The following is a 12,623-nucleotide window of genomic DNA, read 5'->3' as shown; positions in this document are numbered from 1 at the left end:
TGCGCTGCGTTAATGATGCGTAACGATCGGGAGATCCGTCATGGTCGAGCAGGAACAGCATATCGCCACCGATGATGCGCGCGCTGGCGCCACGCCCCATGTGGTGCGTTATGTGCTCGCCATTTCGCTGGCGTTGGCAGTTGTCGCCATGCTGCTGGTGATCTGGCGATAGAGCGCTATGCGGAAGGTTGGTCTTTGGCGGTGATCGGTTTAGGGTACGGATATATATATGGCTTTGACGACGTCGGTTCATGCGGCGAGTGCGGTTTCGGGCACGGGGGTTGTTCCCATGGATGATGACGTTGGCGAAATCAGCGGGATCGAGGAGCGCGCTGCGCTGTCCGATTCGGATTTCAAGCGAGAATTGGCGGCCGTCATTCCGCATCTTCGCGCGTTTGGCCGGTCGCTGTCGGGCAATCGCGATCTGGCCGACGACCTAGTGCAGGAAACGCTGTTGAAGGCTTGGGCGGCGCGCAATCGCTTCCAGGCCGGCACGAATATGCGCGCCTGGACCTTCATCATATTGCGCAACCATTATCTCTCGCAGATGCGCCGTTCGCGCTTCCGCGGCGATTGGGACGATCTGACCGCCGATCGCATTCTGGCGGCGCCGGCCGGTCAGGACAAGCATGTCGAATTATCCGACATGCAGCGCGCCCTGCTGCAACTGCCCCAGCCGCAGCGCGAAGCGCTGATCCTGGTCGGGGCGGGCGGATTCGCCTATGAAGAAGCCGCAGAAATCTGCGGTGTGGCGGTCGGTACGATCAAGAGCCGCGTCGCGCGCGGCCGTGCTGCGCTGGAACAAATATTGGAAAGCGGCGACCTGCCTTCTCGCCGGACACAGGAAACGACCGAAACCGCCGTGCTCGACGAGATCATGGAGGATGTCGATCGCCTGAGCCGCGGTCGCCCGAACCATGACGGGCATAAATGACCGGAACGATCCTGTCGTCCCGTCCGTTCTTCCTGAACATAGGAGACGGATCATGGGTGACATGCCCTCCGGCCGGGAGGAAGACCGGCCACCGCCGATAACGACTGTCGAAAGATCAGGCGGGAGCAGCGTGGTGTTTGCTCTGGTGGCGTTGGCGCTGATCCTGGCCATCGGCTTTTTCTACATGACGAACGAACGGCGCGGCGACCGCCAGGCCGACAAGGTGACCCAGGCCGCTGGATCAGTGGACGATGCCGCGCGCGTCGTGGGTGATGCCGCCAAGAATGCGGCGGACACGCTGCGCGACGGAAATTAGCTTTGGCCTGCGATCCGGTCCGTCCATGATCTTCGACGGGTCTTGTATAACCACTTTATCTAGCGACAGCGTTCCGCGGCTTCACCCGCGTTGATCGGCTACGACTGCGTGCGCGATTCAGTATTTCTTTGCCATTTTGAGGCAGGGTGCGCCCACTGTCGGATTATCTTACAGGCATCGTAAGGAAATTCGCTCCCGAAAAGGCGCGCCATCGCGGCGGCCAGCAGGATATGCGCGACGATGATCAGGCTGTTCAAACATTATGTGCCGCATGCGGTGCTGTTGCTGGGGCTGCTCGATTTTGTGCTGTTGCTGTGCGCGGCAGAGGGCGGATGGATATTGCGCGCGCGTCAGATCGGTATGGACGTCGATCATGTGATGACGCGGATCGGGCCGTTGCTGAGCTTCGCCTTCGCGATTCAGACCGGGATGATCGCGGTCGGCGTCTATGGTGTCGAAGCGCTGCAATCGATCCGGTTCGCCTTCGCGCGGCTGCTGGTCGCGGTGTCGCTGGGCGTCATTTTCCTGTCGGTGATCTATTTCTTGATGCCCGGCATGACGCTGTGGCGGTCCAACTCGCTCTACGCCATGGGCCTGGCCATGGCCTTGTTGGTCGCGGTTCGGCTGTTGCTGGGGTCGATGCTGGGCGGCGAGGCGTTCAAGCGGCGGCTGGTCGTGCTGGGCGCGGGCAACCGCGCCAACCGGATCAAGGAATTGGAGCAGAAGCGCGGAGCGGGTTTCCTGGTGGTGGGTTTCATCGCCATGAATGACGGGCCGCAGGTGATCCCCGAAGCGATCAACCGCGACGCTATTTTCAACCTGTCCGATTTCGTCGTGCGGCTGAACGCCAGCGAAGTCGTGCTGGCGCTGGAGGAACGGCGTAACGCCATTCCCATGTCCGACCTGTTGCGGATCAAGACGACCGGGGTACATGTCAACGACCTGTCGAGCTTTCTTGAGCGGGAGACGGGGCGGGTCGACCTGGCCAGCGTCAATCCCAGTTGGCTGATCTTTTCCGACGGCTTTTCCGCCGGCCGCCGCCTGTCGAGCATCGCCAAGCGGTTGTTCGATATCATCGCCAGCCTGATCCTGCTGACGCTGACCGGCCCGATCATCCTGCTCGCCGCAATCCTGGTGAAGTTGGATAGCAAGGGGCCGGCTTTCTACCGCCAGCAGCGCGTCGGCCTGTTCGGCCAGGAATTCTGGATCGTAAAACTGCGCACGATGCGGCTGGACGCGGAAGTCAACGGCCAGGCGGTGTGGGCGGAAAAGGACGATCCGCGCATCACGCGGCTGGGCTATTGGCTGCGCAAGCTGCGCATCGATGAACTGCCGCAGACCTGGACGGTGCTCAAAGGCGAGATGAGCTTTGTCGGCCCCCGTCCCGAACGGCGCCAGTTCGTCGAGGATCTGGAACAGCATCTGCGCTATTATGCCGAACGGCATATGGTGAAGCCCGGCATCACCGGCTGGGCGCAGATCAACTATCCCTATGGCGCGTCGATCGAGGACAGCCGGCACAAGCTGGAATATGATCTCTATTACGCCAAAAATTACACGCCCTTTCTGGACCTGCTGATCCTGATCCAGACGTTGCGGGTCGTGCTGTGGCCCGACGGCGCGCGTTGAGGCGATAGCGGGCATGGGCGCGCTCCTGCAATTTGTCGGCGATTGGGGCCATGCGCTTGCGGCGGTGCTGTTCGCCGCGCTAGGGATTTTCCTGCTGCGCCGCCGCGACGAGGCGCCCGAACCGCGCCTGCTGTCGGCCGCGTTGCTGCTGACATCCTGCTGGGCGCTCTATGTGTCGTTCGGCGGCGTGTCCAAGCCGCTGTCGGGGATCGGCGAAAGCATCCGCAATGCCGCATGGCTGCTGGCGATGTTCGTCATGCTGCGGCGCGGGCCAGTGGGCCGCGCCGCGCCGGCCGTCGCCATCAGCGCCGTCTATGCCGCGGTCGCGGGGTTGATCCTGCTCCAGACCTTCACCGACCTCGCCTGGCGGCAATTGTCGCCGGCCAGCGACCTGCATCACGCGCTCGTCACCTGCTCGCTGATTCTGCGGATGATGACCGCGATCGGCAGCCTGCTGCTGGTGCATCAGCTTTACACCGCCTGGCCATCGCGTGAGCGGGGCGGGGTGGCGCTGCTGCTCGGCGCGCTGGCGGCGATGTGGACCTATGATCTGAACCTCTATGTGATCTGCTATTTCGCGCCGCATCGGGTGAGCGAACTCTACGCATTGCGCGGCCTTCTGATGGCGCTGCTGGCGCCGGTGATCGCGGTGGGTATGCGCAAGGGTATGGCGGGGCGGCTGCAATTGTCGCGGGCCATCACTTTCCAGTCGCTCTCTATCGTCGCGGTCGGCCTCTATGTCGTTGTGCTGACCGCCGCCGCCGTGCTGATCGAGTTGATCGCCGGCCCCTATGCGCGGGTGGTGGAGATCGCCGCGGTATTCTTCGCCGCGGTCACCGCGCTGGTGCTGCTGCCATCGCCACAGGTCCGCGCGCTGTGGAAGGTGCAGGTCGCCAAGCATTTCTTCCAGCATCGCTATGATTATCGCACCGAATGGATGCGCTTTGGCGACACGATCGGCCGCCCCGGCGAGGATGCCGCGCCGCTGGGCGGGCGGGTGGCCAAGGCGATGGCGGACATCACCGATTCGCCTGCCGCTATCCTGATGCTGCGCGACGAGCGGGACGCCCTATCGTTCGAGACGCATTGGAACTGGACCGGCGACCTGGCGCAAGTCGATGCGGTCGCGCCGGCCACGGTGCTGCAAATCGAGAAGAGCGGCTGGATCGTCGATCTGGCGCGGCTGAAGACCGGCGACGGCGCGCTGATATTGCCTGGCTGGATGACGCAGGATCGCCGCGCCTGGGCGCTGGTGCCGTTGATCCATTATGGCCGGCTGATCGGCGCGCTGCTGCTGGCGCGCCCGCCGATCGACCGGCGGCTGGACTGGGAGGATTTCGACATGCTGCGCGCCGCCGGGCGGCAGGCCGCGACCCATATCAGCGAGGCGCAGGGCCAGCAGGCGCTGGACGATGCGCAGCGGTTCGAGGAATTCAACCGTCGCTTCGCCTTCATCATCCATGACGTCAAGAATCTGGTCAGCCAGTTGTCGCTATTGTCGCGCAATGCCGAACGCCATGCCGACAACCCGGAATTTCGCGCCGACATGGTGCTGACGCTCAAGGAATCGGTGGGCAAGATGAACGACATGCTCGCCCGCCTGTCGCAGCATAATAAGGGCCGGGCCGAAGAGCCGCGGCCGATGGCGCTGATCGACCTGTTGCAGCAGGTCGCCCGCGCCCGCGCGCGCCTGCATCCCGTGCATGTCGCGGGCGATGCGCCGCTGGCGCTGGCCGATCCGGCGCGGGTCGAGCAGATCATCACCCACCTGCTGCAAAATGCGATCGACGCCAGCGCGCCCGACAGCCCCGTCGAGTTGCGCCTGTCCGCCGATGGCGGCGAGGCGGTGGTCGAGATCGTCGATCGGGGCAAGGGCATGAGCGCCGAATATGTCCGCCGCGACCTGTTCAAGCCCTTTTCCTCCAGCAAGGCGGCGGGCTTTGGCCTGGGCGCGTTCGAGGCGCGATCCCTGGCGCTGGCCATGGGCGGGCGGATCGAGGTGGAGAGCAAGCCCGGCGCGGGCAGCCGTTTCACGCTTCGCCTGCCGCTGGCGCCCCGAACAGACAGACAAGAAAAGGCCGCCTGATGAGCGACACCCGTCCCAAATTGCTGATTGTGGAGGATGATCCGGGCCTTCAGCGCCAACTCCGCTGGGCCTATGAGGATTATCAGCTGTTCATCGCCGGTGATCGGCAGGAAGCGATCGAGATGCTCCGGGCGGAAACGCCCGATGTCGTCACGCTGGACCTGGGCCTGCCGCCAGACCCGGACGGCACCAGCGAAGGCTTTGCGACGCTGGCGGAGATGCTCAAGATCAAGCCGGACACGAAGATCATCGTCGCGTCCGGCCATGGCGCGCGCGAAAGCGCACGGGATGCGATTTCCGGCGGCGCTTACGACTTTTACCAGAAGCCGGTCGATATCGACGAACTGGGCCTGATCGTCCGCCGCGCCTTCCACGTCCATGCGCTGGAGCGGGAGAATGCCCGGCTGGCCGAAACCGCACCGGAAGATGGTCGGGTGCTGGGCCGCCTCATTTCGGGCGCGCCGGAGATGATGAAGGTGGCCCGCACGATCGAGCGGGTGGCGGCGGCGGAGGTGTCGGTGCTGTTGCTGGGCGCGAGCGGGACCGGCAAGGAATTGCTGGCGCAGGGGTTGCATGACGCCAGTCCGCGCCGTGGCGGGGCGTTCGTGGCGATCAATTGCGCGGCGATCCCGGAGACGTTGCTCGAATCCGAACTGTTCGGCCATGAGAAGGGCGCGTTCACCGGCGCGATCAAGACGACGCCCGGCAAGATCGAGCAGGCGCAGGGCGGGACATTGTTTCTGGACGAAGTGGGCGACATTCCGTTGGCGTTGCAGGTCAAGCTGCTGCGCTTCCTGCAGGAGCGGGTGATCGAACGGATCGGCGGACGCCAGCCGATCGCGGTCGATACCCGGATCGTGTGCGCGACCCACCAGAATCTGGAGCAGATGATTGCGGCGGGTACGTTCCGCGAGGATTTATTCTATCGCCTGGCCGAGATCGTCGTGCGCATCCCCGCGCTCAAGGACCGGGCGGGCGACCCCGCCTTGCTGGCCCGCCATTTTCTCACCCGCTTCGCGCGCGACATGAACCCGCAGGTGAAGGGGCTGGCCCCCGATGCACTGGCGGCGCTCGACGCCTGGGGGTGGCCGGGCAATGTGCGCGAGCTGGAAAATCGCATCAAGCGCGCGGTCATCATGGCCGACGGGAAGCTGATAACCGCCGCCGACCTCGATCTGGACGACGAGCGCGCCGAGGGCGGCGACCTCGTCAACCTGAAGGCGGCGCGCGAAATGGCCGATCGTCGCGCCATCCGCCGCGCCATTGCGCGGACCGACGGCAATATCTCCGGCGCAGCCAAGATGCTGGGGATCAGCCGCCCGACGCTGTACGATCTGCTCAAACAATATCAGATCCAGGGCTAATCGCGATGCGCCGGTCCCGCCTGATCATCCTGGCCTTGTTGGTCCTGCTGCTGCTTGCAGGCGCAGGCCTTTGGCAATGGCGCGCGCGTGAGCGCGACGGCAGCGCCGCCCTGACGCGCGGTCTGGCCGCACTCGACAAGGGCGACGCGCGCACCGCGCGGATCGAGTTGATGAACGCGATCAAGGGCAATCCGCGTTCCGCTGCGGCCCACGAGGCGCAGGCACGGACGCTCGCCGAACTGGGCGACGGCGTGGGCGCGCAGGCGGCGGTGCAACGCGCCCGCGCACTGGGGGCGCCGCCGGGGCAGACGCGCGCGGTGATGGCGCAGGCCCTGTTGCTGCAAGGCGATCTGGACGGCGCGCGGCGGGAAGCGCGGGCGGCGGATCTGCCGGTCGCATCCGCCGTGCCGGCCGCGCGGGTCGTGGCGCGCGCCGCATTGGCGCAGGGGGATTTGGGCGGCGCGCGCGTGGCGCTGGAGCAAGCGCTGGCGGCTGCGCCCCGCGATCCCGACAATTGGGTCGAACTGGGCCGTTTGCGCATCCTGTCCGGGGATCAGGCCGGCGCGATCGCCGCGGCCGACCGGGCGGTGGCGCTGGCTCCGTCCGATGCGAAGGCGCTGACGCTGCGCGGCGAATTGGTCCGCGCGCAATATGGCCTGACTGCATCGCTGCCCTGGTTCGAACGGGCGCTGGCCGCCAATCCCGATTCGGTATCGACGCTGGAGCAATATGCCGCGACGCTGGCGGATGCCGGGCAGGCGAGTGCGATGCTGAGCCTGACCCGTCGCCTGATTGCGATCGATCCGTCCAATCCGCGCGCCTGGATGATGCAAGCGGTGATGGCGGCACGGGCAGGGGAGGGCGATCTCGCGCGCACGCTACTGGGGCGAACGCAGGGGCGGCTGGACGGCGAACCGGCGACCCGGCTGCTGCGTGGCGTGCTGCAATTGCAGGATGGCAATCCGGTCCTGGCTGCCGATGCGCTTGGCCCGCTGGTCGCGGCGCAGCCGGACAATCGCAGCGCGCGCACGCTGCTGGCGCGGGCTTATTATAGTAATGGCGACTTTGCGTCCGCCGCCTCCACCCTGGCCCCGATGGTGGCGCAGCGCGACGCCGATCCCTATGTGCTGACGCTCGCCGCGCGCGCGCAGGAAGCGTTGGGCAACCGAGCGATGGCGGACGACATGCTGGCGCGGGCCAACTGGCCGGTGCGGGCGTCGGCGGACGTCTTCGCCAGCGCAGCGGATGGCGAACTGGCGAACGGGCCTGCGCCCGGCAGCGCCGCCACAGCGCGCGATAACGTGCCCTATATCCGCGCGCTGCTCAGCACCGGGCGGACGGGTGACGCGGTGGCGCGGGCGCGCCTGCTGAGCCGGGCCAATCCCGGCGCGCCCGACGCCTGGCTGATCCTGGGTGATACGCTGGGCGCGGACGGTGCTCCGCAGGAGGCGGTGCGCGCTTATGAGGCGGCGGCCAATATCCGCTTCGACCGCGCCGTCGCGCTGCGGCTGGCGGCGGCGTGGGGGCGGGTCGGCAACCCGGCGCGCGCCGGGCGGATCGTGCAGCTATTCCTGACGCAAAATCCCAATGATGTGGAGGCGCAGCGCCTGGCCGCGGGCATCGCGATACAGGCGCAGGATTGGCGTGGCGCGCTGCGGATGTTGCGCGCGGTGCAGGCGCAGGTCGGCGAGAATGACGCGGTGCTGATGGCGGACCTGGCCCGCGCGGCGCTGGAAAGCGGCGATCGCGCGAGTGCGCGCGCCTATGCGGCGCATGGCTATCGCTTGATGCCGGGCAATCCGCTGACCGTCGACATGTTCGGCTGGGTGCTGATGAAGACCGGCGAAAAGGGGCCGGTGGTGATCGACCTGCTGGAAAAGGCGGTGGCGCTGGCGCCGCAGGCGCCTGCGCTCCAGATGCATTTGGGGCAGGCTTATGCCGCTGCGGGGCGCAAGGGGAAAGCGAAGCTGGCGCTGGGCCGGGCGGCGGCGAAGCGGGGCTTTGCGGGGAGGCAGGATGCGTTGGACGCGCTGGCCGCGCTGTAGAAGAATATCCGTTCGGGTTGAGCCTGTCGAAGCCCCGTTTTTCTTCACCGTCGAAAGACAGGAATAGCCCCTTCGACTGCCCGCCTGCGGCAGGCGCTCAGGACAGACTTCGACAGGCTCAGGGCGAACGGATGTAGGCTTATTTACGCCGTCGCCAGATCCAGATCGTCCAGCCGGATGCCCAGACGCTTGATCTGCGCCGCGACCGGGGGCCAGACGCTGTCGAGGAAGCGTTCGCGTTCGGCTTCGCGCAGGCGGCGGGTCGCGCCGTCGGCGACGAACATGCCGACGCCGCGCTTCACCACCACCAGCCCGTCATCCTGAAAGCTTTGATAGGCCTTGGCCACGGTCAGCGGGTTGGCCCCCTGCGTCGCGGCGAAAGCGCGCACCGATGGCAGCAGGTCGCCGTCGGAAAATTCCCCATCCAGAATGGAGGCGGCGATGATCTCACGCAGGCGGAGATAGACGGGTTTGGATTCGTCGGCCATAGTGCATCAGTGCCATAATACAGCCATGCGGGTCAATTGACATGCTCGCTCCGCAAAGCTTTGCGTTCGCAATTATCTGTCCCAGGTCGAAACGATCGCGTCATATTCTGGCCGTGGGCGTTCTTCCTGGGCCTTGGCTGGAGTACCGATGAAAACGAATCCGGCGATCGATTCGCCCGGTCCGCCAAAGGCGGCGCGCACATCCGCATTATAGCTCGGCCATCCGGTTAGCCAGCCGCCGGCAAAGCCCAGCGCATGGGTGGCGTGCAGCAGGTTCATGATCGCCGCGCCGACGGACAATTGTTGTTCCCAGACTGGAATCTTGCTGCCCGCCACCGGCACGGACAGGGCGACCACCAGAGTCGGGGCCTGATGCGCGAACTGGTGCATCGCCTCTATCTCCAGCCGGCCGGCATCGGACTTTTCGGCGCGATAGGCGGTCTCCAGCAGATCGGCGAGCGCTGGGCGCTGATCCTGCCGCACGATCACGAAGCGCCAGGGCGCCAGCTTGCCATGGTCGGGGGTGCGCAGCGCGACCTCCAATATCCGGCGTAGTTGCGCGTCGTCGGGGCCGGGCGCGATCAGGTCGCGCGGCTTGCCGGAACGACGGGTCTGGAGGAGGGCGAGCGGGGAGGAAAGGTCGTTGAACATCGCGCCGACAGATGGCGCGTCACTCGGCTGGACGCAAGGGCGGCAGGCCCTTTTGACAGGAGGAACCCATAGGTTCTAGGCTGCGCGCCATAAGCGGCCGCCGATCGGCGGGCCGGACACAAATATGCAAAGGGTGCCGAATGGCGATTTCGGACATGAACGCGGTCGAGGCAGGCAAGACCTGGCTCGGCCATCCGCGCGGGCTGTACCTGCTCTTCTTCGCGGAAATGTGGGAGCGGTTTTCCTACTACGGGATGCGCGCCATCCTGATCTTCTACCTCACCAAACATTTTCTCTTTGGCGAGGACAAGGCCTACCTCCTCTACGGCGCCTATACCTCGCTGGTCTATATCACGCCGGTCATCGGCGGCTATCTGGCCGACCGGTTCCTGGGGCCGCGCAAGGCGGTGCTGGTCGGCGGCGTGTTCATCGCCATCGGCCATTTCCTGATCGCCATCACCGAAGGGCCGGGGGGCCAAGACCCGCTGTTCCTCAACGGCTTCTACTTCGCGCTCGCCTCCATCATCGTGGGCACTGGATTCCTGAAAGCCAATATCTCGGTGCTGGTGGGCGAACTCTACGCCCGCGACGATCATCGCCGCGATCCGGCCTTCTCCATCTTCTACATGGGCATCAACATGGGCGGGATGCTCGGCCCGATCGTCTGCGGTCTGCTTGGCGAATTATGGGGCTGGAGCTGGGGCTTCGGCGCGGCGGGCGTCGGGATGCTGGCCGGTCTGGTCATGTTCGTTTGGCTCAAACCCTGGCTGCTGGGCAAGGGCGAGCCGCCCGCTCCGCAACAGTTGCGCGCTCGGACCGCGACCGGGCTTAGCCAGGAATGGACCATCTACCTGGCCGCCGCGCTGGGCGTCGCCGCGATCTGGCTGGTGATCCGCTATGCCGAACTGCTGGGCTATGCGCTGCTCGGCTTTGCGGCGCTGACGGTGGTCTATATAGTGTGGCGCACGGTCGGGACATTGGGGAAGATCGATCGCGACCGGATGTTCGCCGCGTTGTTCCTGATCGCGCTCAATCCGCTCTTCTGGGGGCTGTTCGAACAGACCGGGTCGTCGCTCAATATCTTCACCGACCGCAATGTCGACCGTGCTATGTTGGGCTGGGAGGTGCCTGCGTCGCTGTTCCAGTCGGTCAATTCGGTCTTCATCATCCTGCTCGCGCCGTTGTTCGCCCTCCTGTGGACCTTCCTCGACAAACGGCGGCTGGAGCCATCCTCGCCCGCCAAGTTCGGCATCGGTCTGGTGCTGTGCGGCGCGGGGTTCCTGGTGCTGGTCGCAGGCGCAGCGATGGCGGGGGAAAATCTGACCCCGGTGATCTTCGTCTTCCTGATTTACCTGCTCCACACCATGGCGGAACTCTGCTTCTCGCCGGTCGGACTGTCCGCGATGACGCGATTGTCGGTGTCGAACATGGTGGGGCTGGTCATGGGCACATGGTTCCTGGCCATGGCGGCGGGCAATTTCATCGCCGGCCTGATCGCCCGCGCCACCGGCAGCGGGGAGGCGGGCGATGTGACCCAGGTGCTGGACGTGTATAGCCGCATCGGCTGGTTCGCGATCGTGGTGGGCGGACTGGTGCTACTCGTGTCGCCTTATATCAAGCGGTTGATGCATCTCGACCTGATTGGCGCGGAGGAAAAGGCATGAAGGCATATGGACGCGCGCTGCTGATCGCGGCGCTGCTGGCGGGGGTCGCCGGACCCGCCGTCGCGCGCAAGGACAAGGGCGAAGCGCCTATATCGCAGGGCCAGAATCAGGGATCGTCCGCCGAGCCGGACAATCCCTATCCATCGACCTACAAAGCCTATCCGGGCCGTCCCACGGCGATCCGGGGCGCAACCATCTTCGACGGGGAGGGCGGCCGCATCGACAATGGCGTGGTATTCCTGTCCGAAGGCAAGGTGACGGCGATCGGCGGCCCGGACACGCCGATCCCCGCCGACATCGCCGTGTTCGACGGCGCCGGCAAATATGTGACGCCGGGCGTGATCGATATCCACAGCCATCTGGGCGACTATCCTTCGCCCGGCGTGGAGGCCAATAGCGACGGCAATGAGGCGACATCCGCGGTGACGCCGCATGTCTGGGCCGAACATAGCATCTGGCCGCAGGATGCGGGCTTTTCCCGCGCGCTCGCCAATGGCGGCGTGACCTCGCTGCAAATCCTGCCCGGTTCGGCCAATCTGTTCGGCGGGCGCAGCGTGACGCTGAAGAACGTGCCCGCCCGCACCATGCAGGGGATGAAATTCCCCGGCGCGCCCTATGGCCTGAAAATGGCCTGCGGCGAAAATCCCAAGCGCGTCTATGGCAGCAAGGGCCGCGAACCTTCCACCCGCATGGGCAATATGGCGGTCAATCGCCAGACCTGGATCAAGGCGCGGGAGTATCAGAAGAAGCGCGCCGCCGGAAAGGACCAGACCCGCGACCTGGGCATGGAAACGCTGGCGGACGTGCTCGAAGGCAAGATCATGGTCCACAACCATTGCTACCGCGCGGACGAGATGGCCAATGTCATCGATATGAGCAAGGAGTTCGGTTATAAGGTCGCCGCCTTCCACCATGCGGTCGAAGCGTATAAAATCGCCGACCTGCTGCGCGACAATGGCATTTGCGCGGCTTTGTGGGGCGACTGGTATGGCTTCAAAATGGAAGCCTATGATGGCATCAAGGAGAATATTCCGCTCGTTCACCGCGCGGGCGCCTGCGCCATCGTCCATAGCGACGATCAGGATGGCATTCAGCGGCTGAATCAGGAAGCGGCCAAGGCGCTGGGCGCGGGCCGCCGCATGGGGATCGACATTTCGGACGAGGTCGCCTGGACCTGGCTCGCCATCAACCCGGCGCGCGCCATGGGCATCGATCAGCAGACCGGCAGCCTGAAAGTGGGCAAGATGGCCGATGTCGTGCTGTGGAATGGGAACCCGTTCAGCACCTATACGCGGCCGGAAAAAGTATGGATCGACGGCGCGCTGCTGTATGACAGCGCCAATCCCAAGCTGCGGCCGGTGGTCGATTTCGAACTGGGCCAGATCGGCGCGGGAGACGTGAAATGAACTATCCCACCAATAGAACGCCGTTCGCCCTGTTCGAACG

11 protein-coding genes are annotated in these 12,623 nt (G+C 65.3%); 9 read left to right on the top strand and 2 right to left on the bottom strand.

Annotation, left to right across the window (positions count from 1 at the left end):
- Positions 1 to 40 precede the first annotated feature (40 nt).
- From V473_RS24550 to V473_RS10605, 7 genes are all read left to right on the top strand, one after another.
- Positions 41 to 172: a regulator gene (locus V473_RS24550; protein WP_066603629.1), complete on the top strand. Its 132-nt coding sequence runs from the start codon at positions 41 to 43 to the stop codon at positions 170 to 172.
- Between the two features lie 117 nt (positions 173 to 289).
- A complete protein-coding gene (locus V473_RS10630; RefSeq protein ID WP_066603625.1) occupies positions 290 to 934 on the top strand; it encodes a sigma-70 family RNA polymerase sigma factor in 645 nt (214 codons plus the stop codon).
- A 52-nt stretch (positions 935 to 986) separates the two neighbouring features.
- Positions 987 to 1,250, top strand: coding sequence for a hypothetical protein (locus V473_RS10625; RefSeq protein WP_066603623.1), 264 nt, complete (start codon positions 987 to 989; stop codon positions 1,248 to 1,250).
- 240 nt (positions 1,251 to 1,490) lie between these two features.
- Complete coding sequence (locus V473_RS10620) at positions 1,491 to 2,879, top strand: TIGR03013 family XrtA/PEP-CTERM system glycosyltransferase (RefSeq protein ID WP_066603619.1); 1,389 nt, start codon at positions 1,491 to 1,493, stop codon at positions 2,877 to 2,879.
- Positions 2,880 to 2,892: 13 nt separating this feature from the next.
- A complete protein-coding gene (gene prsK, locus V473_RS10615) occupies positions 2,893 to 4,965 on the top strand; it encodes an XrtA/PEP-CTERM system histidine kinase PrsK (RefSeq protein WP_066603617.1) in 2,073 nt (690 codons plus the stop codon).
- Positions 4,965 to 6,329, top strand: coding sequence for a PEP-CTERM-box response regulator transcription factor (gene prsR, locus V473_RS10610; protein ID WP_066603604.1), 1,365 nt, complete (start codon positions 4,965 to 4,967; stop codon positions 6,327 to 6,329). Before prsK ends, prsR begins: the two co-directional genes overlap by 1 nt.
- 5 nt (positions 6,330 to 6,334) lie before the next feature.
- Positions 6,335 to 8,374 carry a tetratricopeptide repeat protein gene (locus V473_RS10605; RefSeq protein WP_066603602.1) on the top strand — a complete coding sequence of 680 codons (2,040 nt, stop codon included), beginning with the start codon at positions 6,335 to 6,337 and terminating at the stop codon, positions 8,372 to 8,374.
- Between the two features lie 143 nt (positions 8,375 to 8,517).
- Here V473_RS10605 and V473_RS10600 read toward each other — a convergent pair whose 3' ends face one another.
- A complete protein-coding gene (locus V473_RS10600) occupies positions 8,518 to 8,862 on the bottom strand; it encodes a GntR family transcriptional regulator (RefSeq protein WP_066603599.1) in 345 nt (114 codons plus the stop codon).
- A gap of 72 nt (positions 8,863 to 8,934) precedes the next feature.
- Entirely contained in the window at positions 8,935 to 9,513 is a 579-nt protein-coding gene (locus V473_RS10595; protein WP_066603598.1) for a nitroreductase family protein, read from the bottom strand.
- A 140-nt stretch (positions 9,514 to 9,653) separates the two neighbouring features.
- Between V473_RS10595 and V473_RS10590 the strand changes: the two genes are divergently transcribed.
- Positions 9,654 to 11,177, top strand: a complete 1,524-nt coding sequence (locus V473_RS10590) for a peptide MFS transporter (protein ID WP_066603596.1) — start codon at positions 9,654 to 9,656, stop codon at positions 11,175 to 11,177.
- Positions 11,174 to 12,583, top strand: coding sequence for an amidohydrolase (locus V473_RS10585; protein WP_066603594.1), 1,410 nt, complete (start codon positions 11,174 to 11,176; stop codon positions 12,581 to 12,583). Before V473_RS10590 ends, V473_RS10585 begins: the two co-directional genes overlap by 4 nt.
- The last annotated feature ends 40 nt before the right edge of the window (positions 12,584 to 12,623 follow it).

The sequence above is a fragment of the Sphingobium cupriresistens LL01 genome, assembly GCF_001046645.1.
Classification (GTDB): Bacteria; Pseudomonadota; Alphaproteobacteria; order Sphingomonadales; family Sphingomonadaceae; genus Sphingobium; species Sphingobium cupriresistens.
This window is presented reverse-complemented; position numbering and strand designations above follow the sequence as displayed.

Excerpts from the sequence above, each read along its gene's own strand:
- prsR (WP_066603604.1), top strand. The coding sequence starts at position 4,965 with ATGAGCGACACCCGTCCCAAATTGCTGATTGTGGAGGATGATCCGGGC.
- V473_RS10625 (WP_066603623.1), top strand. The coding sequence starts at position 987 with ATGGGTGACATGCCCTCCGGCCGGGAGGAAGACCGGCCACCGCCGATA.
- V473_RS10630 (WP_066603625.1), top strand. The coding sequence starts at position 290 with ATGGATGATGACGTTGGCGAAATCAGCGGGATCGAGGAGCGCGCTGCG.
- V473_RS10620 (WP_066603619.1), top strand. The coding sequence starts at position 1,491 with ATGATCAGGCTGTTCAAACATTATGTGCCGCATGCGGTGCTGTTGCTG.
- V473_RS10600 (WP_066603599.1), bottom strand. The coding sequence starts at position 8,862 with ATGGCCGACGAATCCAAACCCGTCTATCTCCGCCTGCGTGAGATCATC.
- V473_RS10590 (WP_066603596.1), top strand. The coding sequence starts at position 9,654 with ATGGCGATTTCGGACATGAACGCGGTCGAGGCAGGCAAGACCTGGCTC.
- V473_RS10605 (WP_066603602.1), top strand. The coding sequence starts at position 6,335 with ATGCGCCGGTCCCGCCTGATCATCCTGGCCTTGTTGGTCCTGCTGCTG.
- prsK (WP_066603617.1), top strand. The coding sequence starts at position 2,893 with ATGGGCGCGCTCCTGCAATTTGTCGGCGATTGGGGCCATGCGCTTGCG.
- V473_RS24550 (WP_066603629.1), top strand. The coding sequence starts at position 41 with ATGGTCGAGCAGGAACAGCATATCGCCACCGATGATGCGCGCGCTGGC.
- V473_RS10585 (WP_066603594.1), top strand. The coding sequence starts at position 11,174 with ATGAAGGCATATGGACGCGCGCTGCTGATCGCGGCGCTGCTGGCGGGG.
- V473_RS10595 (WP_066603598.1), bottom strand. The coding sequence starts at position 9,513 with ATGTTCAACGACCTTTCCTCCCCGCTCGCCCTCCTCCAGACCCGTCGT.